General features: G+C 53.5%; 19 protein-coding genes and 1 riboswitch. Of the genes, 13 read left to right on the top strand and 6 right to left on the bottom strand.

Going from position 1 to position 23,122, the window contains the following annotated elements; genetic code table 11:
- Positions 1 to 81 precede the first annotated feature (81 nt).
- The 4 genes from ACXAF0_RS03710 to ACXAF0_RS03725 all read left to right on the top strand — a co-directional run bounded on the left by ACXAF0_RS03710 (position 82) and on the right by ACXAF0_RS03725 (position 5,761).
- Entirely contained in the window at positions 82 to 645 is a 564-nt protein-coding gene (locus ACXAF0_RS03710; RefSeq protein WP_475343866.1) for an RNA polymerase sigma factor, read from the top strand.
- Between the two features lie 118 nt (positions 646 to 763).
- A complete protein-coding gene (locus ACXAF0_RS03715) occupies positions 764 to 1,813 on the top strand; it encodes a FecR family protein (RefSeq protein ID WP_475343868.1) in 1,050 nt (349 codons plus the stop codon).
- A gap of 175 nt (positions 1,814 to 1,988) precedes the next feature.
- Positions 1,989 to 4,391 (top strand): TonB-dependent siderophore receptor, encoded by a 2,403-nt coding sequence (locus ACXAF0_RS03720; RefSeq protein ID WP_475343871.1) that lies wholly within the window; start codon positions 1,989 to 1,991, stop codon positions 4,389 to 4,391.
- Entirely contained in the window at positions 4,391 to 5,761 is a 1,371-nt protein-coding gene (locus ACXAF0_RS03725) for a PepSY-associated TM helix domain-containing protein (RefSeq protein ID WP_475343873.1), read from the top strand. The genes ACXAF0_RS03720 and ACXAF0_RS03725 overlap by 1 nt, the downstream gene beginning before the upstream one ends.
- Here the strand turns inward: ACXAF0_RS03725 and ACXAF0_RS03730 are convergent.
- Positions 5,744 to 6,460 (bottom strand): thermonuclease family protein, encoded by a 717-nt coding sequence (locus ACXAF0_RS03730; protein WP_475343875.1) that lies wholly within the window; start codon positions 6,458 to 6,460, stop codon positions 5,744 to 5,746. The two genes, ACXAF0_RS03725 and ACXAF0_RS03730, sit on opposite strands and share 18 nt — an antisense overlap.
- Before the next feature lie 210 nt (positions 6,461 to 6,670).
- Here ACXAF0_RS03730 and ACXAF0_RS03735 point away from each other — a divergent pair, with 210 nt between their 5' ends.
- Both ACXAF0_RS03735 and ACXAF0_RS03740 read left to right on the top strand, forming a co-directional pair.
- On the top strand, positions 6,671 to 8,128 hold the full coding sequence (locus ACXAF0_RS03735; RefSeq protein WP_475343877.1) for a TrkH family potassium uptake protein: 1,458 nt from the start codon (positions 6,671 to 6,673) through the stop codon (positions 8,126 to 8,128).
- A gap of 383 nt (positions 8,129 to 8,511) precedes the next feature.
- Positions 8,512 to 9,519 carry an aspartate-semialdehyde dehydrogenase gene (locus ACXAF0_RS03740; RefSeq protein WP_475343878.1) on the top strand — a complete coding sequence of 336 codons (1,008 nt, stop codon included), beginning with the start codon at positions 8,512 to 8,514 and terminating at the stop codon, positions 9,517 to 9,519.
- A gap of 94 nt (positions 9,520 to 9,613) precedes the next feature.
- Here ACXAF0_RS03740 and ACXAF0_RS03745 read toward each other — a convergent pair whose 3' ends face one another.
- Positions 9,614 to 11,050, bottom strand: coding sequence for a sensor domain-containing diguanylate cyclase (locus tag ACXAF0_RS03745; RefSeq protein WP_475343879.1), 1,437 nt, complete (start codon positions 11,048 to 11,050; stop codon positions 9,614 to 9,616).
- 540 nt (positions 11,051 to 11,590) lie between these two features.
- On the opposite strand from ACXAF0_RS03745, the gene ACXAF0_RS03750 reads away from it, so the two are divergent.
- From ACXAF0_RS03750 to ACXAF0_RS03765, 4 genes are all read left to right on the top strand, one after another.
- Positions 11,591 to 13,039, top strand: coding sequence for a TrkH family potassium uptake protein (locus ACXAF0_RS03750; protein WP_475343881.1), 1,449 nt, complete (start codon positions 11,591 to 11,593; stop codon positions 13,037 to 13,039).
- Between the two features lie 156 nt (positions 13,040 to 13,195).
- Positions 13,196 to 13,792 (top strand): TetR/AcrR family transcriptional regulator, encoded by a 597-nt coding sequence (locus tag ACXAF0_RS03755; RefSeq protein ID WP_475343883.1) that lies wholly within the window; start codon positions 13,196 to 13,198, stop codon positions 13,790 to 13,792.
- 3 nt (positions 13,793 to 13,795) lie between these two features.
- A complete protein-coding gene (locus tag ACXAF0_RS03760) occupies positions 13,796 to 14,083 on the top strand; it encodes a YciI family protein (protein ID WP_475343885.1) in 288 nt (95 codons plus the stop codon).
- A 3-nt stretch (positions 14,084 to 14,086) separates the two neighbouring features.
- Positions 14,087 to 14,695 (top strand): DNA-3-methyladenine glycosylase I, encoded by a 609-nt coding sequence (locus ACXAF0_RS03765; RefSeq protein ID WP_475343886.1) that lies wholly within the window; start codon positions 14,087 to 14,089, stop codon positions 14,693 to 14,695.
- Positions 14,696 to 15,066: 371 nt separating this feature from the next.
- Here the strand turns inward: ACXAF0_RS03765 and ACXAF0_RS03770 are convergent, their stop codons facing one another.
- The 3 genes from ACXAF0_RS03770 to ACXAF0_RS03780 form a co-directional block, all read right to left on the bottom strand.
- Positions 15,067 to 16,560 (bottom strand): ATP-binding protein, encoded by a 1,494-nt coding sequence (locus ACXAF0_RS03770; protein WP_475343887.1) that lies wholly within the window; start codon positions 16,558 to 16,560, stop codon positions 15,067 to 15,069.
- A gap of 79 nt (positions 16,561 to 16,639) precedes the next feature.
- Positions 16,640 to 18,067 (bottom strand): dihydrolipoyl dehydrogenase family protein, encoded by a 1,428-nt coding sequence (locus tag ACXAF0_RS03775; protein WP_475343889.1) that lies wholly within the window; start codon positions 18,065 to 18,067, stop codon positions 16,640 to 16,642.
- Positions 18,060 to 18,854 (bottom strand): TVP38/TMEM64 family protein, encoded by a 795-nt coding sequence (locus ACXAF0_RS03780; RefSeq protein WP_475343892.1) that lies wholly within the window; start codon positions 18,852 to 18,854, stop codon positions 18,060 to 18,062. Before ACXAF0_RS03780 ends, ACXAF0_RS03775 begins: the two co-directional genes overlap by 8 nt.
- A gap of 226 nt (positions 18,855 to 19,080) precedes the next feature.
- Positions 19,081 to 19,155, top strand: a riboswitch (SAM riboswitch).
- A 76-nt stretch (positions 19,156 to 19,231) separates the two neighbouring features.
- On the opposite strand from ACXAF0_RS03780, the gene metZ reads away from it, so the two are divergent.
- The 3 genes from metZ (at position 19,232) to folE (ending at position 21,970) form a co-directional block, all read left to right on the top strand.
- A complete protein-coding gene (gene metZ / locus ACXAF0_RS03785; RefSeq protein WP_475343895.1) occupies positions 19,232 to 20,434 on the top strand; it encodes an O-succinylhomoserine sulfhydrylase in 1,203 nt (400 codons plus the stop codon).
- 463 nt (positions 20,435 to 20,897) lie between these two features.
- Positions 20,898 to 21,290: a Co2+/Mg2+ efflux protein ApaG gene (apaG, locus tag ACXAF0_RS03790; RefSeq protein ID WP_475343899.1), complete on the top strand. Its 393-nt coding sequence runs from the start codon at positions 20,898 to 20,900 to the stop codon at positions 21,288 to 21,290.
- A gap of 89 nt (positions 21,291 to 21,379) precedes the next feature.
- A complete protein-coding gene (folE, locus tag ACXAF0_RS03795; RefSeq protein WP_008889129.1) occupies positions 21,380 to 21,970 on the top strand; it encodes a GTP cyclohydrolase I FolE in 591 nt (196 codons plus the stop codon).
- A 36-nt stretch (positions 21,971 to 22,006) separates the two neighbouring features.
- Here the strand turns inward: folE and ACXAF0_RS03800 are convergent, their stop codons facing one another.
- Positions 22,007 to 22,948, bottom strand: coding sequence for an IS110 family transposase (locus ACXAF0_RS03800; RefSeq protein WP_475346219.1), 942 nt, complete (start codon positions 22,946 to 22,948; stop codon positions 22,007 to 22,009).
- Positions 22,949 to 23,122: the final 174 nt, after the last annotated feature.

The following is a 23,122-nucleotide window of genomic DNA, read 5'->3' on the forward strand; positions in this document are numbered from 1 at the left end:
ATTATTAAAATCGTGTATGAGAGCGATTGAAGCTGTTGGGCATACGAAACTTCCACCGGCAGCTTCAAACGGGGGATCATCGTGTCAGAATCAGCCGGGCAGGCTTCAGCAAGCTTGGAAGCGGTCGTTGAGAAATATTATGACGACTTGCTAAAGTTCATTGGTAAACGGTGCGGCTCCGAAACCGTGGCCGAAGAAATTGTGCAAGAGACTTGGGTCCGAGCCAAAAGCGCGCCTGTGCTTATTCCCGAAAACCCGCGCGCTTATGTGTTTCGAATTGCACGCAACCTTTTAGCGGATCATTATCGGCGAAACTCGATAAGCCCGGAGCCAATGGGGCAGTTGTTCACTCATTCTGCGTGGTCATCTCATAAGGACGATGGGCCGGGACGTATTGAAATTGATCAAGCTCCCTCGCAAGAAGACGTTGCAGCCGCCCATCAGGAACTGCGCATCATTTCGCAAACGGTTGAGACCCTTCCGACAAAATGTCGTCAGGTTTTTTTGATGTATCGCGGAGAAGAACTTTCAATGCGCGAGATTTCTGAAAAACTTGATGTATCTGTGAAGACGGTTGAAAACCATATTCGCAGGGCGATGTTGGAATGTCGTCGCAGTCTTCACAAAGCACACTCGGGTAACTAACAGTGTATTTTCGATTTTCGAGACCAGTCAGTTTGTCAGGTTTCAACGGGCGCGTGTCTGACCCGTTATACCCCCGTGTGGTGCGGTTCCGGTCTTCTGATGTTCTGGAGGCGATTGAATGACAGATCGCCAGAACATGTCGTCTGAACCGGTATCTGAGGAACTGTTCGACGAGGCGGTGATTTGGCACACCCGGTTGCGCGAAGCCAAGGAAAACGCTGATTGTGATCAGCGGAATGACTTGCTTGCGCAGTTTGAACTTTGGCAGGCGCAATCCCCTGAGAACGTGCGGGCCTTTGCCGAGGTCGAACTGCTTTGGGGCAAACTGGCTGATCCGGTTAAGCAACAAGCACAGCAGGCGCAATCAAGCGATGATCACAAGAGAGCCAAGAACCAATATTCTCAAAAGCGGCGCGGATATATACGCCCCGTCATGGTGGCGGCAATGGCGGCTTGTTTGGTGCTTTTTGTCGGGTTTGGAACGGAAACCTATCCAACCGTGAAGGGGATGTTTGATGACAACTTCATTCACGCGCAGCATTCGGTTGTTACCAAATCACTTCCGGATGGCAGTGTCATCAAGTTGAACGCAGAAAGCGCCGTGTCGGTTGATTTTGAACCAGATACACGCGGGGTGGATCTGCTTTCTGGTGAAGCGTGGTTCGAAGTTGCCCATGACACACAGCGCCCGTTTGTCGTCCGTACGCAATTTGGTGATGTGACAGCACTGGGCACTGCATTCAACATTTCATCACACAATGATCAGGTGACGGTCAGTCTCGAAGAAGGCAAGGTCGCTGTGGACTGGTCTGCTACTGAGGCAGATGAGGTCGGCATCAATGACAAGAAGCATGTGACGTTGATTGCAGGTGAAGCCATGACGCTCTCATCCCATGGTATCGGACAACGTACGCATTTTGATCGTCTGGCAACCGCCGCATGGCGAAAAGGCAAGATGGTTTTCTATCAGACCCCGTTGTCAGATGTGATCGACGTCCTCAATGCCTATCACGAGGGACACATTATGGCTGTGAATCCTGAGCTGAGAGACATGTCTGTCAGTGGTGTCTTCCGGACAGACGATATCGATCAGGTGATTGATGCGATTGAAGGGACATTGCCTGTCCGGGTCGTGAAAATTAGTAACTACATGATATTGCTAATTTAATTTCCAAATCGTTCCCGCCTCTCCAGTCGGATTGTTTTCGCGATTGAAAAAAATGTTTCCCATCCGCTAGGGGACTTGTCGATCTCTTGCGTCTTTATATGCATGACGAAAATGCGACCTATTCGCATGTGTGTATTTGAAGACTTGGGGGACTGACGTGGTCAGCATAAAAAACATGAAATTCGGGCGGCAACTGATGATCGGGGTATCGTTGCTGGCCTTTCAAAACGGGCTTGCACAAGGTGCTTTCGCGCAAGATGTCAGCCAACAGGCACAAAGCCCGATACTGTTCCAATTCGATATTTCAGCACAGCCATTGCCACAGGCTTTGACGGCATTTTCCGACGTTACCGGGATACAGATTCTTTATACCGAACAATCGATCTACGGGCATGATGCGCCTGCATTGGCTGGTGAATATTCCGCAGATGAGGCGCTTGAGGCGTTGCTGAGCGGCAGCAATGTCGATTTCAGCTACACATCAGAAAACTCGATTACGTTGCGCCGGAACTCGGCCAGTGGTGATATGGGTGAGGTAACACTCGACACGGTCGAGATCATTGGTACGCGGCAATCGCGATACGACAGTCGTTACGCAGAAACCGGCACCATGATCCCCAAGGATGTGACAGACATCCCGCGTACCGTAGAAGTCATCCCCGAGCAATTGCTGCTTGATCAACATGCGCAAGAGCTTGACGAAGTGTATCGTTTGTCGCCAAACGTGGTGAATATGGATGGCTATGGCGGGAGCCGAGAAGACTTTCTTATTCGTGGTTTTCGACGCCGTGACGATATTTATCGCAACGGAGTACGGCTTAAAACTAACGGTCGTATGAACCCGTCCACCGTGGAAAACGTTCAGATCGTTAAGGGTCCAGTGGCCGAAATTGGTCAGATGACCCCAGGCGGACTTGTCAACGTCATTACCAAAAAGCCGGAATACGATCAGCGGGCACATGCGGTTACGAACTTTAACGAGCATGGTCAGAAACAGGTGCTGGCCGATGTGACCGGTCCGATTGGACAAAATGATGCGTTTGCCTACCGGATTACGGCCTCCGCTGAGGATAGTGAAAATTTCCGTGATGCGAGTATTGAGCGGCAGTTCTTGAACAGTGCTGTATCGTGGATGTCCGATAGCGGTTCATTGGTTGATTTCAGTTATGAATACACCCATGACGAACGACCGGTTGACCGTGGTGTGGTGACGGTTCCCGGAAGTGGCAGCAGTCGCGAAATTGCCGATGTGTCGCTTGACACGCGATTTGATCAGGCGAACCTGAACAACCGTGATGTGACCACACACATCTGGGAACTTGATAACTCTGTCCCGGTCTTTGATGATGCGTGGTATCTCGAAAGCAAGCTGTTCTATGCCTATGAACAAGTAGACGAGCTTAGAAACGAGGTGACCAATGTGTCGAGCACGGGTGTTTTGACACGTCGCGTTCAGGGAAATGATGACCGTGAACTCAGCACGGCATTTGGGCGGATGCAGCTTCGCGGCGAGGCAGACCTTTGGCGGCCTGTGGAACTGGTCTCCGGGGTCGAGTTGCGCCACCAGTACGAAACCTGGACCAACTTTTCCGGTCAGGATCAGGTTGGTGGCACCATTTCGAACCCGTCTTCCTTTACGTTGGTTGACAATACGTCTTCAAATCTGCGTTCCAAGCTATATACCGAAGTTGAGCAAATCTCTTATGGGCCCTACGTACAAGGTGATCTTCACCTTACGGATGAGGTTGCGCTGACACTTGGTGCACGCTACGAGATTTATGATAACGAGAAGAGCCAGGAGAACAAACTTGACGGGGCATTGTCTGGTGCAGATCCCAAACGGGATGGTAAACTGACGAAATCGGCAGGGCTTCTATGGAAACCGCTTGATTCCCTGTCTCTATATGCTTCATATGCGGAGACTTTCCAGTCACAGAACATTTATTCAGGTAATGCAGGGACCATCTCTGTCTTTGCACCTGAAGAAGGGCGTCAATATGAAATTGGGGCTAAGTGGTCAGGATGGAATGACCGATTACTGTTAACCGGTGCGCTGTTTGATATTAAGCAGGACAACGTCGTGGACACAGTGAATGGTACGCCGCAACTGACGGGTGTTGTCCGTTCGCGCGGTTTCGAAAGTTCTGTTACGGCGACACCAATCAAAGGTCTTAACCTGCGCGGGACTATTGGCCTTCTTGATGCAGAAATTGTCAGTGCAAACGATGATAATGGTAATCGACCGGCCAATACGCCCGAGATGACTGCAAGCCTGTGGGCCAGCTATGAGTTCCAGGACGCCGCCAGTGACTACAAGGGGCTTGGGTTTGGCGGTGGACTGACCCATGTGGGAAATCGCTATGGCGACAATGACCATAGCTTTGAACTGGATGACTATACCGTTTTTGATCTTGGGGTTTGGTATTATCTGCCGATAAAAAATCAATCGCGGGTGCGTTTTGACCTAGGGATGAAAAACGTCACCGACGAGGATTACTATGTTGCATCGGGCGGAACCTATCGGATCAGTGTTGGTAATCCGCGGACCGTATTCGGAAGTGTTAGAGTCGAATTCTGATGCGGCAAATTCTAAAGGTGCCAGTCAAACCGATCGGGTTTGACTGGCACAGTTGGATCGGTGTTTATCTGGGCCTGATGATGTTTTCGATTTGCTGGAGCGGCGCCTTTGCCGCTTTGTCATCGGAAATCGATTGGCTTTTGATGCCCGGTGCCCGTGTCAGCGCCCATGACGGCAGTTTTGATTTTCCTGCTGCTTTTGCGGCCGTGAGAAGCACGTATCAGGATACCAAAATCGAACTGGCAGAGGCCCCCGCAAACCAGATTTCAGTCGCAAGGTTTACCGTCAAAGAATCTGGTGGTGCGCGGTACTACGTCTACGTGGATCCGGTGACATTTGAGATAACTGGACGCCAGTCCATCTTCACGGTTCAAAGGTTTTTTCGCGAGTTCCACGAAGCTTTTTTCGGGCTTTATGGTGTCGGCAAGTTTCTCGTTTGTCTGTTTGCCGTTCCACTGTTTCTATCGATGCTGTCGGCGTTCTATTTCTATAAGCGTTGGTGGCGGCGGTTCTTCCAGCTGCGTGTGGGCAAAACGAATATCAGCCTGTGGAGCAGCCTGCATAAACTTGCCGGCCTATGGAGCCTTTGGTTCGTTGTGATTATGGCGATCACCGGTGCCTGGTATTTATTTGAAGAAGCGCGTTACAAACTCGGCGATGAAAAGTTTGCGCTTGTAGATTCCTACCCGCTAGCTGTTGATCAGTTACCCCGCCCCGATAAGACAGGGCAGGGACCCATGGGCATTAGTGAGCTGCTGGCGATTGCCCGGGCCGCACGCCCTGATATGCAGATCAAAACGATCCAGCCTGATCGTGGTGGGTACTTTTATGCTATCGGACAAGCAGACGATCTTCTGGTCCGTGATCGCGCGAACAAACTGTTTATCAACCCGATGAATGGTGCGGTGGCATTCAACCAGCATGCCGAAGACCTGAATGCCTATTGGCGGTGGTCGGAAACGGCCGATATTTTACATTTCGGGTCGTTCGCAGGTCTTGGTAGCAAGATCATCTGGTTTATTTTTGGCCTTGTCTTGGCGGGGCTGTCGCTGTCTGGTGCCTGGCTTTATGTGAATAAGCATCGAGACAAAAGACAAGGCAGATGGCGGTACGCCGATATTGCGGCCTGTGTTGCTTTGGTTATTCCGGTCTCGGCAATGCCGATTGTCTGGGTTTATTTGCACCGTGTTGGCGGCAAGGTCGACGGCCATTATGTAATGGCCGAGCTGACGGGTGGAGTGACGGTCTTTATCACCGGCTGGGCGGTCATAACGCTTATGATCGAGATACTCTGGGTCCTCGGTATTTTCTCGATCAGGCGCGGGAAGATTGGAGATAGCCGGAGAGTTGCCTCACGGAGCCGCGTATGAATAACCCTTCATGCGTGCTTCCTCGTCGCTGCAAATTTCGCTGTCAGCATCGGCTGTGAGCGCTGCAAAGCGCGGATCAAGGGTGCTGAGGTAATTGCCCTTGCCATCGGCGGTGAACAGGCAGCGTCCGGTTTCGCCATCAAGACGTTTGCCAGTGCGCCAGTCAGCCGGGGCAATCATATCGCCGCCATGGATGCCGATGCCGGCATTATCTGCATCGCGTGACAGGCGATCATACCGATGGGAATAGCCGGCAACCGGTAATGCCTCGCCGTCGCTGATCATGGCGGCTGCTATATCGCGCTCGCCGATGCCGCATTCCATTACCGGGAAATCATCCGCCTTGCCCGCGCGTTCCTGATCGCCGGCCCAGCAATGGACATCAAATGGGGCCATGGCGAAATATTTGCGCAATTGCATGGCCGAAGACATGCCGCAATCCCAGAAACTACCGTTATGCAGGCACTGCTGACCGAGTTCCGGGGCATCCATCCCGGCAATATCAACGACCTTTTCGGTGATCATGATGGTGTCGCCATCAATGACATGCACGTCACGCCCCTTGGCGACCAGACCGCCTGAATCAGAAAGCTCGGATGCATTGTCTGCGGCATGAACAGGGTTGCTGTGCCAATGCAGGCCAAAGGCAACGATCGCGGGGATGGCAAGAAGGATGATCAGGCGGGCAACGCGTTTCACACGAACCTCAATGAAATGCAGGGATTGGTGAATGACACTACGGTCATGGCAAAAGAACAAGCAAAAAGAACGGCAAAATGATGACGCGTTCGACGGGGAGCGCGTGCTGATGTGGCAATGGCATCACGGGTGCCATGCACAATAACCGGATGCATTGACGACCATTTGGAGCTACAAGCGGATTTATTCTTTGCTGTCAGGGAAGCTTGTTTGTTCCGTCTGCAACCCATCTTTTTCGTTGTCGGGGTGATGGTCATTATCATCGGTATATCGATGATGGTGCCGTCTGCTGTTGATCTTTATTACGGCAATCCGGACTGGAAAATATTTGCGCAGGCCTCGATCACGACAATCGGGCTTGGCGGTATGGCGTGTCTTGCCTGTCGATCCGATATCGGGCCGCGGGTGACTGCACGGCAAGGCTATGTCCTGACCGTGGTATCGTGGATTGCGATCAGCCTGACCGGGTCCTTGCCGCTTTGGTATTCCTCCCTTGAAATCAGTTTCTGCGATGCGGTGTTTGAAACCGTATCTGGCCTGACAACGACCGGATCGACGATCCTGGCCGGGCTCGATCATTTGCCGCCGGGATTGCTGATCTGGCGATCGATCATGCAATGGCTTGGCGGGATCGGGATCATTGTGACGGCCCTTGCCCTGTTGCCGATGATGCGGGTTGGCGGCATGCAGCTTTTTCAGATGGAAAGTTCTGATCGGTCGGAAAAGCTCAGCGGGCGCATGCGCGACATGTGCCTGCAGATCGTTCTGATCTATACCGTGCTGACCGTCGTATGCGTCGTGCTGTATCGGATCTTTGGCATGCGGTGGTTTGATGCCATCAATTACGGCATGACGACCCTGTCGACCGGCGGTTATGCGACGTCGGATCTGTCCTTTGCCAAGTTTGACACCAGCCTGTCGCTGCACTGGATCGCCATCCTGTTCATGTTTATTGGGGGCCTGCCCTTTACCGCCTATGCTGTTTCCTTACGCAAACGTGCGATCAAGGCCGTTATTGGCAACCAGCAGATCCGGTTATTCTGCCTGATCATTGCGGGCTTCACGCTGCTGCTGACGGTGCGGCTGGTGCAGATTTCGGATGACAGCATCATCCGTTCACTGACCATGGCGGCGTTTAACCTTGTATCGGTGATTACGACAACGGGCTTTGCATCGGGCGATTATCTGCTGTGGGGCCCGGCGGCGGTCATGCTGTTTTTCTTTGCGACCTTTATTGGAGGCTGTTCGGGATCGACTTCGGGCGGGTTCAAGATGTTTCGCCTGTATGTGGTTTTCACCGGACTTCGGACCCATTTCATGCGCCTGCGCAGCCCGTCTGCCGTGGTGGTCAACCGCATTGACCGCCACGAAATCACATCCGACATCTATAACGCGGTGACGGTTTATGTCTTCTTGCTGACCATCAGCTATATCGCGGTGACGATTGCGCTGGGTCTAACGGGGCTTGATCTGATTACCTCGATGAGTGCGGCGGCGACATCGCTTGCCAATGTCGGGCCGGGGCTTGGCAACATCATCGGGCCGGCGGGCAATTTCCAATCGCTGCCGGATTCTGCGAAATGGATCCTTGATGTTGCGATGGTTCTCGGACGCCTCGAATTCGAGACCTTGCTGGTTCTTCTGATGCCATCCTTCTGGCGCGACTGACCTTTTTGCTTTTTCCACACATTGCAGGCCAATTGTGACGGTTGCCACAGACCATCCTTCCGGCATCGGGCAATTTTCAAATACTCAAGCCAGCGCGGACCGAATCTTGTCCGTGTCTGGACAGTCCGTCTTATGGCGGTTCAGCCCGTCCTTTGACATCTGCCTGGCGGTGGTAAGGTCAAAGGGCGGGTTTCTCGCACATAAGTGAAACAAGCTTTGGAACAATCGGTTGCGGGCCACGTTATGGCCCTAGAAAACCGCGCATGGGTGCGATGCGGCAAGGTAGATTTGCGTTGTTTCGATAAATCCCTATAATGCGCGGCCCGCGAGTGATCGCGGCAGTCGAATATGACAACAATTTTTTTCGAGGTTAGACAACTATTATGAGTGCCGAAAATCTCCATGTCGGTGTGATCGGCGCAACCGGTGCGGTTGGCGTCGAGCTGATCAACGTTATGTTTGATCGCAAGTTCCCTGTGGGTGAACTCACCCTGTTCGCTTCCGAGCGTTCAGCGGGCAAGACCGTGGAGACTAAATTCGGCACTAAGACCGTCGCGCTGTTTTCTGTTGAAGAAGCCAAGCAGTGCGACATTGTCTTCCTTGCTGTTTCGGGTGATTTCGCCAAGAAATATGCTCCTCAGATCGCCGAAGGCGCGGTTGTGATTGATAACTCCTCGGCGTTCCGTTTGAATGATGACGTTCCGCTGATCGTGCCGGAAATCAATGGCGACCTTGCCAAGACCGCAAAACTGGTCGCGAACCCGAACTGCACCACGGCGATTGCAGCCGTAGCACTTTGGCCGCTGCATCAGGCATTTGGCCTGAAGAAAGTGATCGTTTCGACCTATCAGGCTGCATCAGGTGCCGGTCAGCCGGGTATGAACGAACTGCGTGAAGGCCTGGCTGCCGGTCTTGAAGGCAAGCCGGTGCCGGCAGAGGTGTTCTCGTCCCCGCTGGCCTTTAACGTTATCCCGCATATCGATAGCTTCCAGGATAACGGCTATACCCGCGAAGAGATGAAGGTTACCTGGGAAACGCGCAAAATCTTTGGCGCGCCGGATCTGCCGGTATCGTGCACCGCGGTTCGCATCCCGACTGAGCGCACCCATTCCGAAGCCATCGTGGTTGAGACCGAAAAGGTTGTTACCCCGGACGCCGCCCGCGAAGTGCTGGCAAAGGCCAAGGGTGTCAAGCTTGTCGATGATCCGGCAAACAACAAATACCCGATGCCGATGACCGCGACCGAACAGTACGATGTCGAAGTTGGGCGCATTCGCACCAACCTGATCTTTGGGGATCACGGCCTGGAACTGTTTGTTGCCGGTGACCAGTTGTTGAAGGGTGCTGCCCTTAATGCTGTTCAAATTGCCGAGGCATCCATCGCCGACTGATCGCGATCCATCCGGATTGAACAGAAAACACCCCCGACAGAGCGTTCTGTCGGGGGTGTTTTGTTTGGGAAAGTTTGGTGTGCGGGCCTATCGATCAGGACAGCGAGATGTGATCCCGACCCGACGCCTTGGCGGTATAAAGCGCGTTATCCACACGTGCCATCAAGGTATCCAGGTCTTCGCCGTCGCGGTACTCGGTGACGCCAGCGCTGATGGTGACCGGGATATGATCCCGTCCAAAGCGGACCGGGGCATTGCGCACATCATCGGCAAGATCCCGCGCCTTGGCCAGGGCTTCCTTGCGATCCTTTCCGGGGAACAGGATGACAAACTCATCTCCACCCCAGCGGCAGATTACGTCTGCTTCCTGCACGTTCTGGCGGATCATGGTCAGAACTTCGCGAAGGGCAGCATCCCCGCCCGGATGGCCATAGCCATCATTGATTTCCTTGAAACCATCAATGTCAAAGCACATGACCGACAGGGCTGTTTTCTGACGCTTGGCGTTCTGTGCGGCCTGAGCAAAGAGCATGTCAAAGACCTGCCGGTTAAAGGTGCCGGTCAGTTTGTCCCGCGAGGCCAGCTCTTCGAGACGTTTTTGATAGTTGCGTACTGTCAGGAAGGCGACGAGCCCGACGATAACCGTGATCAGAAGCGATATCGCGATATTGATAAACAGCGTGTTTTGCAGGCGCTCGTCAGATGAATAGTCGCTTTGTTCGACAATCAAGAGCCAGCCAAATTCGGGCACCAGACGGCTGTTGACGAAATAGGTGTGTCCGCCATCTTCGTAGCTGATCGACGCGCCCGGCGATGTCAGGATTTTGGTCGCCTGATTGCGCATGCCCGGGCGTTCCTGCAGGCTGTGCGCATCGCCAAAGCCGCTGCCGCGCAGGGTGACGTGGCCTTCGGTATCGATGAAATAGATCGTTCGGCCATAGCGTGCCTGATAGGTCTCGATCAGGTTGGTCACAGAACTGACGGCAAGCCCCACACCGGTAATGCCGATGACATTGCCGTCATAATCACGCACCTGGTAATTGACGAAAATCGACATGCGTGACCGGTCGACCGTGTCCTGATCGATGTTGATTTCATAGGGCTGCTTGCTGTCGCGCGCCCGGAAATACCAGCCATCTGCCGGATCATCTTCACTGACCTGCTTGATCACGCCGGTCGGGTGATAGTAGTTCCGGGTTTCCTCGGAGATGAAATAGGACGTGATGGTGTCGTAGCGTGACTGGATCTCGGCAAGATACTTGGTGATCCGTTCCTGATCTGTCTCACCCGACAGCACCCAGTCGCGAAAGAAGGTGTCATGCGCCATCAGCGAAGAAATAAAGATCGGCTGCAGCAGATCGCGCTGAATTTCTGAATAGATGTTGTCGCTGGTGAGCGGCAGCGTGCTTTCGGAGATTTGTTCTTCAAGGGAATCGCGCGCGACATAAAAGCTCACAAAGCTTGTTGTCAGAAACCCGACAGCAAGCAAGACGCACAGAACAATCGCGAAGTATAGTTTCTTTCCCCGCACGGGAAGCTCCCAATAGACAGTCACAGGTGGCAATCGATGATTGTATACATCGTTTATGGCCAGCCTAATCTAGGGGAAACTGAGTCATGTTGCACGACACAAATCAATTACCCGCCGGTTTGTATGGGGCAATTGCTGTTGGGGAAGTCTATCGAAACCGGGGCGCGATTTTGAACCTTTCTGACCGGTCGCCCAGCATATCGAAATCGCGGGAATTCTTGGCGTATGTGCGGGGGATGTCTGGGATTATCGGGGGCCGTGCAGCGTTTCTATTTGGGGAATGCGAACCGGGCGGCGATGGCGAATACTGGCTGTTTTTATGGGGAACTTGCTTGTTTTGTCAGGGTGTTCGCGTGAGTAAAGGATGAAAAGGACTGGACATTGTGGCGTCATGTGCCAAGAATTTCGCTGCTTGTGATGAATGGGGTACATGTTGACCGGTTTTTCGGGTATGCAGTGCCTCCCAGAACAGAACATCAGACGCACCATATGCCGTTTTCCCGGGGGGATTGCACGGCGTATGTGCCAAGAGGCGTTTCATTGATCGATTTCCGTCCCATTCTTTTCATCGTTGGCATTCTGCTATGTACGTTGTCGATCGGCATGTTTATCCCGGCACTGGTTGACCTGTATTACGGTCAACGCGACTGGATCGTGTTCTCGGCGGCGTCCTTTGTGTCGCTGTTTGTCGGCGGCGCATTGATCATGATGAACCGCATGGATAATCTTAAGATCAACTCGCGCCAGGCCTTTATTCTGACGACGTTAAGCTGGCTGGTTTTGACTGCGGCGTCCGCCTTGCCATTTGCCTTTTCCGATCTGGATATGTCCTATACCGACGCGTTCTTTGAGGCGATGTCGGGTATCTCCACGACCGGGTCGACGGTGATGGTCGGCCTTGATAGTGCGCCGCAGGGGATCTTGCTATGGCGGGCTTTGTTGCAGTGGCTGGGCGGGATCGGGATTATTGTCATGGCGATTGCCGTCATGCCGATGCTGCGCGTTGGTGGTATGCAGCTTTTCCGCATGGAAAACTCCGATAAGTCTGACAAGGCGTTCCCGCGTGCGACCCAGATCGCCATGGGCATTGCGATGCTTTATCTGGGCTTTACCGCCCTTTGGGCGATCATGTTGTGGTCGGCGGGCATGACGCCATTTGATGCGATTGCCCACGCAATGACAACGATTGCGACCGGCGGGTTTTCGACCAAGGATGCGTCGATCGGGCATTACGACAATGCGACAATCGATGTCATCATTACGCTGGGCATGGCGACCGGGGCGCTGCCATTCATCCTGTATCTGCAAATGCTGCGTGGACAGGGGAAACCGCTGTTTCGGGACAGTCAGGTGCGCTGGTTCATTACAATTGCAGTGACGATCATTGTCAGTCTCGCACTGTGGCATTCCAAAACCAATGGTGTCGACTTCCTGTATGCGTTGCGCTTTACGTCGTTCAATATCATTTCGGTCATGACCGGTACCGGCTATGCCACCACGGATTACGGTTTGTGGGGGCCGTTTGCGGTGACGGTATTCTTCTTTGTCATGTTTATTGGTGGCTGTGCGGGCTCGACAACCTGCGGGGTGAAAATCTTCCGTCTTCAGGTTTTGTATGAGATCGCCAAAATTCAGCTGTCGCACATGCTGCGCCCGCACGGTGTTTTCATTGCGTACTACAACCGCAAACCGCTGTCCGAAGATGTTACGGAATCGGTATTGAGCTTCTTCTTCCTGTTTGTTTTCTGCTTTGTGGTGCTTGCGGCGGCCCTTGGCGCGATGGGGCTCGATTTCATTACCGCGGTGTCGAGTGCCGGTACGGCAATTGCCAATGTTGGGCCGGGTCTGGGACCAATTGTCGGGCCGTCGGGGAACTTCGCAACCCTGCCGGACGGGGCCAAGTGGCTGATGTCGATCGGGATGCTGATTGGCCGTCTCGAGGTCTTTACGGTTCTGGTCCTGCTGTTCCCGGCCTTCTGGCGGGACTAAACAAAACTCAAAACGATTAGCGCGAAAATTTCAAGCACCTGCAGGCGACGCTTGCAGGTGCTTTTTCATGTGGTTGACATTATAGGACAATTGACCTAATTCTAGAAATAGGACAAACGTCCTAAATCAGGTTGAATTGTGCGGATAGATCAAAACATGGCAGCAGAAACACGGGATCGAATTATCGAGGCAGCGGACCTGCTATTTTATCAGCAAGGGTTTGAAGCCACGTCATTTGCAGCTATTGCGGCCAGTGTCGGCATATCGCGTGGCAATTTCTATCACCACTTCAAAACCAAGGATGACATCCTTGATAGCGTGATCAACCGGCGTCTTGCCACTACCGAGCAGATGCTTGATCGATGGGAAGTGACCGGATCAGACCCCGCTGAACGCATTCGAAGCTTCATTCATATCTTGATTGTTAATGGCGAGAAGATCCGGAAATTCGGCTGCCCGGTGGGGACGTTGTCGTCAGAATTGGCGAAGTTGAACCATGCCGCGAAAAGCGATGCCGCCGCACTGTTTACTCTGTTTCGCAGCTGGTTATGTCGCCAGTTCGAACGGTTGGGCTTTGGCGAAAGATCGGATGAACTGGCCATGCATGTCCTTGGCCGAAGCCAGGGTGTCGCGACCCTTGCCAATGCGTTTGACGATGATGGTTTCTTGCATCACGAGGTCGATCTGATGTGTGCCTGGCTTGACGATCAGATTGCCAGACTTGCCACCACCAACAACTCAATCAGGGAGTAGAGGATGTTTACGATTTTTTTGAAGTTTGCTGAAAATCGCGAAAAGGCCCTGGAATTCATGGACGCGCACAAAGCATGGATCAAGCAAGGCTTTGATGATGGTGTGTTTCTGATGGTCGGGAGCCTGCAACCCAATATGGGCGGTGCCGTTCTGGCGCATGGTGTGTCACGAGATGCGATTGAAGCCCGTGTGAATGATGACCCATTCGTTGCTGAAGGCATCGTTACAACTGAGATTTATGAAATCTCGCCCGCGCGCACGGATCAACGCCTTAATTTTCTGATGGCTTGAACCATGAGCAAAACAACAATCGGAACGGACGGAAAATGTCGGTGCGCATGGTGTGATGCTGCGCCCGAATTTAACGCCTATCACGACACGGAATGGGGCTTTCCGGTTACCGATGACATCCGGCTGTTTGAGAAAATCTGTCTTGAAGGGTTTCAGTCGGGATTAAGCTGGCGCACGATCCTGAGCAAGCGCGAAAATTTCCGCAAAGCCTTTGCCGGTTTTGATTTCCACAAGGTTGCGGAATTTGATGATGGGGATGTTGAGCGCCTGCTTGCGGATGCCGGGATCATCCGACATCGCGGCAAGATCGAAGCATCGATTAATAATGCCAAACGGGCCTGCGTGATGGTCGCCCGGGAAGGGTCACTTGCCGCATATTTTTGGCGCTTTGAACCGAAACCAGACGAAGTTGACCCTCCACAGTCAGCGTCGACATCGCCAACGTCGGTTGCACTTTCCAAGGATCTCAAAAAACGGGGATGGAAGTTTGTCGGGCCGACGACCGCGTTTGCCTTCATGCAGGCGATGGGCCTGATCAATGATCACGCGCAAGGTTGTTTTTTACGACAACAGATTGACGATATTCGTCAGTCGATGGTGCGGCCAACCTGAAACACAGCGATAAAAAACACCCCTTTCCCGGATGTGGGCAAGGGGTTTTGAGGGCGGGGACCGGTACGGGGCCCCTGATGATAATCCGGCAAGGATTATGGGGCTTTGTCGTTCCGTATTTCTTGAAGTCCAGCCAAGGGGACAGCTGCAACAGGGTATCGGGCGGCTTCAAAATCAATAGGGTACGGCAGTAAATCAGGTGGCGACACCGAACCTTGGGTCAGGAGCGGATCGGGGATCGGGATCAGGCCCGGCATCGCCATAACCCAAAGTGACAAATGCCAATCAAAAGATAAAATCGAATATCAAATAAAATTCGATAGAAAAAATCTATGATTTGGGTGCGTTGCGGTGGTGCGATGCCGCAGAAATCAACTGTTGATCGGTAATTTGACTGTGAAAACAGCGCCGTCTGGTCCTGTTGCAGTGAGGCTAAGTTCACCGTTATGGGTGCTGATCAGTTCGCGCGCGATGGCAAGACCAAGTCCCGTACCGCCTTCGCGTCCACTGCCGGCAAACGGTACGAACAGGTTCTTGATCGCCTTTTCAGGCAGTCCCGGGCCGTTATCGGTGATGACAACATCAATGAAATTGCGAGATTTTTCCGGTTCGGTGCGGCTTTCCGCGCCGCTTTCTGGTTCAGGCTGAATTTTGTGGGTGATGGTTACAACAGTGGCCCCGGCTTCGATCGGGTTGCGCATCAGGTTGCTAAAGGCGCGAAACAGCATGTCGTAATCGGCTTCAAGCATGACATCGTCGGGAAGGTCGATCTCGATACGGGTTGGGCAGGGTTCATCGTCCTTGCGCGCATCACCCATAACACCATCAAGAAGCTGCTCGCATTTTTGCAGCAAGATCTGATCACGGATTTCTTCAATCAGCTCAATCAGGGTAAAGGTCGCCAAATCACGCGGCGGCGGGGTTTCACGCGCAAATGACAGGGTTTGTTCACTGATATAAACCGCGCGTTCCATCGATGATAACAGGCGTGGCACAACAGCGCGGACTTCGTCATCTTCGCTTTTGGCAAGTTGTTCTGTCATCAGCATCGAGGTGGCCAACGCATTGCGCAGATCATGACTGATCTTGGTGGCTGCCGTGCCAAGGGCGGCAAGGCGGCGGCGCTGATTAAGCATCGCCTGAATGTCTTGCTGCATCATCGCCAGTTCCTGGCGCGCCACACCAATCTCGTCATCACGTTCGCCCGGCGTGATCAGGGCAGCTTTGTCCTGCGGGTCTTCGCGAAAACGAATCATGTCATGGGTCAATGTCCGCATCGGGCGGACCAGCAGACGGTTAAGCGCGAAATAGACCAGGCCTGCGGTAAAGAACGAGATCATCAGCGACAGGCCGAACACCCGCCAGCCGAAATTGCGCATCGCCTCGGTCAGGCGATCTTCGTGAACAAGGACTTCGATCTCGAAATCTGGCGCCATGGATGGCATGCCAACCACGCGCAATACCCGATTTTCGGTCTGGCTAAGGGTTGATAACCCCTCCATCAGCGCCATCGGGATCGAGAAATCTGTCAGCTGAACTTCCTTGTCGACCTTGGCGGGCATGTCATCACGCTGAAGCAGCAATTTGCGATCTTCGCGGCGCAGGATGACCGCCTCAATCCCGGCATTGGAAAGAAGTTCACGTTCAAGATCGTCGGGGATCATCTGGTCGGGTGTGGCTTCAAGGGCAAGGGCGGCGAGATAGCCTGAATCAAGATGCGCCTTGAGCCAGTCAATGCGAAAGCGCGCGACAGAGGGGGCAAAAACAAACACCTCTGCCAGCATCACAAAGCTTACCGTCAGCACCAGAAGGCGCGCGGAAAGCGATTTGGCCCAGGGGGGCAATTTGAGATGCCGGTTATTCATGTTTGGATGTTAGGCCAATAAGGCGAAAAAAGTACAGCAATACAGGTGCTTGTTTTCATGCGCGATTCAGGCAAGCCGGTTATCCGAACTTAAGCAGGAACCGCACCAGCTTGCGCGTTTTTTCGCTAAACAGGCTGGGCGTGTACCAGGTGCCGGCGACGCGTTTGGACAGTTCGCCAAGGGTCGGATAGGGCGCAATCATCCCGGCAATGGCGCCGATCTTCATTTTCTTGCTGATGGTAAGTGACCAGACGCCGATCAGCTCGCCTGCCTGCCGCCCGACAATGGCAGCGCCAAGAATTCGGCCCTTTGGCGTGGTGATGACCTTGATGAAGCCTTCGGTTTCGGCTTCTGCGCGGGCGCGGTCGTTTTCCGCGTAGTCCCATGTCACAACGCGGATATCATCGCCGAACTTCTCGCGCGCGGCTGTTTCGGTCAGGCCGACCTGTGCCAGTTCCGGGCTGGTATAAGTTACCCATGGCACGCCACTGTGATCGACCTTGGCCGGAAGGTGGAAAAGCGCATTGCGGATCACGATGCCCGCGTCATATCCCGCCATGTGGGTAAATTGCAGCCCGCCGGTGACATCACCAATCGCAAACACCTTACGGTTTGAGGTGCGCAGACGGGCATCAACCGAAATGCCGCGGTCGCTGTGCTCAATACCGGCATCTGACAGGCCAAGAGTTTCCACATTGGGCTTGCGGCCGGTTGCCAGCAAAAGGTGGCTGCCTTCAAGGGTGATCTCGATACCCTGATGTTCGATCACGACCCTGATCTGATCATTTACATCAAGGACTTCCTTGGTTTTGGCACCTTCATAAAGACTGATGCCATCGGCCTTGATGCGGTCACGCACCACAGCCACCAGATCCGGATCGTCCTTGGGCAGGATGGTCCCCATCTCAATCACGGTGACCTTTGCGCCGAGCTGGTGATGGGCCTGCGCCATTTCCAAGCCAATGGGGCCGCCGCCAATAATGATCAGATGATCCGGGCGGCTACGGTTTTCAAAAATGGTTTCGTTGGTGAAATAGCAAACGCTTTCCAGTCCCGGGATCGGCGGAACAGCCGCGCGCGAACCCGTGGCAATGACAAAGCGTTTGGCCCTGATTGTGGTGTCGCCAGCAATGACTTCGCGCGGGCTGGTAAAGTGTGCTTCGGCCTGAATTACGGTGCAGCCGAGTTCTTCGAATCGCTCGACCGAATCATGCGGGGCAATGCCCGCAATGACGGAATGCACATGATCAATTGCACGGCCAAAATCGACATCGACTTGACCGGTCGCAACACCAAACCGTGATGCGCGGCGCGCATTTTCCGCGGCATGACCGGCCGCCAAAAGCGCCTTGGACGGAACGCAACCTGTATTAAGGCAATCGCCCCCCATCTTGCCCTTTTCGATCAGGACAACCTTTGCGCCCATCTGGACCGCACCCGCCGCGACAGACAGGCCGCCGGACCCGGCGCCAATCACGCAGATATCGGTATCGATAATTTTACTCATTTGAGTTGGCCCCGTTTTTACGTTGGCGCAGTTTTTTATAGGCGACTGGCAACAGGGCCAGCACGGCCAGTCCGATGATCGGGGTCAGGATACGCGGTTCAAAGATGATGCCAAGATCAGGCGTCTTGCCCTGATCAAACAAGGCGCCAAGTCCATCGCCGATAGAGGCATAGACGAAAGTACCCGGAATAATGCCGATCATGGTCCCCAGAACAAAGGAGCGCAATTTGACCCCAAGAAGGGCGGGCACAAGATTGACCAGCCAGAACGGGAAAATCGGGATCAGGCGCAACACCATCAGATAGCTGAAGGCGTTTTCAGCAAAGCCTTCTTCCATCTTGCGAACGGCGTTACCGGCCTTGGCCCGCATCAGATCATAAAATGCATAGCGCGCGGCAAGATAAACAATTGTCGCGCCAATGGTGGCCCCGACCACAACATAGGTCGTCGCAAGAAACGATCCGAACAGAAAGCCACCGGTAATGGTCAGGATCGATCCGATTGGCAGAGACAGGGCGACCGAAACAACATAAAGCCCCACAAAGACCAGAATGCTTGAAACCGGATTGCCGGCAACAAAACCCTGCAACAGGTCGCGGTTTTCACGCAGCGTATCAAATGACAGCACATCAAGGATACCGCTCGCCCATGCCAGAACCAGTCCGCAAATCAGGATCATCACCGGCAAAAGCTTGCGCCAGAGCGGCTTGGGGGTGCCTTTGATTTCTGCCGGGAATTCTGGTTTCTGGTCGGACAAGTGTGACACCATTGAACTGGTTTTGGTCATTTATTTCAGGCTCTTGCAAGTCGTGTGTTCGCTACGATGTGCAAATCCCGAAAAACAGGATCGCATTATTTGTTCCAACATTAGAGAGAAATTTCAAAACTTGCTTATGAACTGCTTTCACCATTCCGTGAGCTGCGATTGTGTTATCCGATGTGCAAGCGCACCCGGATATGCGCAAAAATCCTGAGGGTGTGGCGCTTGACGTAGGGGAAAACTGGTCGTATCGTCACCGCATCGTGGGATTTGTCGACCGGCTTGCGGCCACGTAAAAAATCGCTAAAGAGGGGTGTTCTGGCTTCGGCCCTGACCCATTCACGCCGGTCAGGGTTTTTTTGTGTCCGGATCACACCAATATCCGGGCATGTAGGAGCAAGACGATGACGACCGAAAAAAAGGCTTCCGATAACTGGCGCGCGGCGACCCGTTCTGTACGTGGCGGCACAGCGCGCAGCGGCTTTTGCGAGACTTCCGAAGCCATCTTTATGAATTCCGGCTATGTGTATGACACCGCTGCTGAGGCAGAGGCCTCCTTTGATGGCAGTGGCCCGGAACGCTATGTCTATTCCCGTTTTGCCAATCCGACCGTTGGGATGTTCGAAGAGCGCCTTGCCCTGATCGAGGGCGCGCAATATTGCCGTGCGACGGCATCGGGCATGTCAGCGGTGTGGAATGCATTGGCAGCCAGCACCAAGGCCGGTGGTCGCGTGGTTGGATCGCGCGCCTTGTTCGGATCGTGTGAATTTATCCTGACCACGCTTCTGCCGCGGTTCGGGGTTGAAACCGAACTGGTGGATGGCACCGACAAAGACGCATGGGAAAAGGCGCTGTCGAAACCGGCAGATGCGGTTTTCCTTGAAACCCCATCCAATCCGACGCTTGAAGTTCTTGATATCGCCTTTATCTCTGAACTGGCGCACAAGGCCGGTGCAAAGGTGATTGTCGATAACGTGTTCGCCACCCCGATCCTGCAAAAGCCGATGGAACTGGGTGCTGATATTGTCGTCTATTCCGCGACCAAACATATCGATGGTCAGGGCCGTTGCCTTGGCGGGGCGATCCTGTTTAACGACAAGGAATGGCACGACGAACATCTGACCACTTTCCTGCGTCATACCGGGCCGAGCATGAGCGCATTCAATGCCTGGGTGCTACTCAAGGGTCTTGAAACCCTGAGCCTGCGTGTTGATCAGCACATTCGCAATGCAACTGCATTGGCCGAATTCCTTACGGAACAGCCACAGGTGTCACGCGTTCTGTATCCGGGACTGAAAAGTCACCCGCAGCACGAATTGGCAATGCGCCAGATGTCTGGCCGTGGTGGTGGATTGATTGCGATTGAGCTTGCCGGGGGCAAGGCAGCGGCATTCTCGCTGCTTGATAACCTCAAGCTGATTGATATTTCCAACAACCTTGGCGATGCAAAAAGTCTGGCGACCCATCCCTGGACCACGACCCACCAACGTGTGCCAGCCGAGGACAAGGTAACGATGGGCATTACCGAAGGCATGCTGCGTCTATCTGTCGGTCTGGAGGATGTTGATGACCTCAAGGAAGATCTGTTGGCGGCCCTTGCTGTTTAAAAGCTTGAAGCAACAGTAATCCTGACATCGATCCGGCCCGTACATTGTGCGGGCCCTTTAGTATTCGCCCCGATCTTATGCCGGTTTGTTTTGACAGGCGACTGGTAGTTTCGGGACGGATTGTTTAGGGTCAGGACCTATTAATTTGATTGGAATGGCATACGTTATATATGTGGGATCCAAGGAAAAGCCCGCAGAGCGGGTGGGAACCCCGTGCAAGGGGTTTGACGTAGGAGCTCGCAAATATAACGTATGTCTTGCAGATCGATCAGATTTGCACGGCCTACTTTGTCGCAAAAACTTGAAAGATGTATATCTTCCGGCATTTTTGCTTCGCGTATCCGAACAAATCTGATCGACCATTCGAACCAAATTAATAGGTCCTGACCCTGCATAAAGGTCCATCTATCGCAATCTTGGCTGACGCAAATTTGACTGGAACACCCTTGGCCCGGAGATATGCATGTATTCGACCGTAACCCACGACATCAAGGTATCGGTAAAGCCGATGTTCCTAGAGGACGAATCAGATCCGGAAACCCATCGTTATGTTTGGGCCTATCGTATCGAGATTGAAAATCTTGGATCAAAAACCGTTCAGTTGTTGAACCGTCATTGGCAGATTACGGATTCGCGGGGCGAAACCCAGGAGGTCAAAGGCCCGGGCGTCGTTGGCGAACAGCCTGTTCTGGCGTGCGGTGAAAGTTTCAATTACACAAGTGGCGCGCCATTGACCACGCCAAGCGGCTTCATGGTCGGGACTTTCGAGATGACGGATATGGACGGCAATCATTTTGATATTGCGATTCCGGCCTTTTCGCTCGACAGTCCGCATGGGCAACACACTGTGAACTGATCGGATCAGCCAACAGTATCAGTTAAAGCGGGTCAGGAGCCCCACCAAGGCAGGCGTTAATCCTGCGGAATATGACAAAAGGATTTGGTATGTGCAGCGAACATAACCCGGTGAAGCGTCCGACACGCGAAGAAGCAGAAGAAGCGGTCCGGACACTTCTGCGTTGGGCCGGGGACGATCCCGACCGCGAAGGTCTGCGCGGAACCCCTGATCGTGTGGCACGCTCTTATGGCGAATTCTTTGCCGGTTATCAGCAGGACCCGGCAGAAATCCTGCGCCGGACGTTCGAAGAAACCGACGGCTATGACGAGATGGTCGTTCTGCGCGACATTCGCGTCGAATCCTATTGTGAACATCACATGGTGCCGATCATCGGGGTTGCCCATGTCGCCTATCTGCCGCGCCGCCGTGTTGTCGGTATTTCCAAGCTGGCCCGTGTGGTGGAGGTCTATGCCAAACGCCTGCAGATTCAGGAAAAGATGACGGCACAGGTCGCCAACACCATTCAGGAAGAACTTGATCCGCTTGGTGTTGCGGTGGTGATCGATGCCAACCACCAATGCATGAGCACGCGCGGTGTCCACAAGACCGGCGTTTCCATGGTAACCAGCCGGATGCTGGGGGCGTTCCGCGATGATCCGATCACGCGTCGCGAATTCTTTGCCATGATCGGTCGCTAACACCAATCCGATCCTGCCATACAAAAAGCAGCGGTATTAACCGTCAAGTATTAAAGCATAGTGGTCACGCATTCTCGCATTGAGGATCGTGACCATTTTTCTGACGACGGCAATGACAGCAACCTTTCCTGGTTTTCCGTTTTCAGTCAGGCGCTTATAGAAGTCGCGCAGCAGCGGGTCGAAGCGTATTGCCGGTAATGCGGCGTAGTAAAGAGCATTGCGCACTTCCATACGTCCGCCGCCAATCATTCTTTTGCCCTGGAACAGACCGCTATCCCTGTTGATTGGGGCGACACCGACCAACTTTGCAATCTGCCCTTTTTCAAGCAATCCGATCTCGGGCAATTCAGCGATCAGCACACAAGCCGTTACAAAACCCACTCCCTTCTGGGTCAACAGAACATGTAATATCGCCGTCAATTCCGGGGATGAGTCTACACACTCGCGCATCAGCTTCTCGACCTCCTGTCTCTGACGGGTGAGGAAGTTGACGGTTTCCTCGATCAGGGCCCGAGCCGGATTATCAGGCTTCTCAAGCCGGTTCTTCTCCTGGATCAGCATGTGTGTAAGTTGGCGCCGACGGGCAACAAAATCAGCGAGTTTATAGCGGGCTTCATCTGTTCTGGCCATCAGGCGCGGCGACATGCGTTGGCCGTAATCAGCCAGTACAAAGGCATCAATCCTGTCTGTTTTGCTCAGGGTTCCTGACGCTTTGGCAAAGTGGCGGATCAGAAGGGCATTGACCTTTGAAACAGGTAATTGTGCAGCTTGCAAAGCTCGAACCAGAAGGCGTTGATAGCCGCCGGTTGGCTCCAGAACAATCCGCTCCAGCCCCGGGAAAGCCTGCAGTCTGGCGATCAGGTCTGCAATCCCGGTTTCTGAATTGGCAAAGCGCAGGGTGTGTTTGTCTGGTAAAATGCACAGATCAAGCGAGGATTTTGATACATCGATACCAACAAAACGGGTAGTATAAGACACGGCAATGTCCTCCTTATACTCGAGCGTCAAAGCTCTTCCAGCGGTTCGACAATGCCTCCAGAGACCGTGAGTGTTCAGCTTTTTTACGGATGTAAAAATCCAAGGCCGCATCAACACCTCACGGATCCGGGAGCCTGCGTATACGCAGGCTCCCAAATGAAAAGAGGCACGAAC

It is taken from the genome of Thalassospira sp. ABD4_177 (assembly GCF_056160125.1).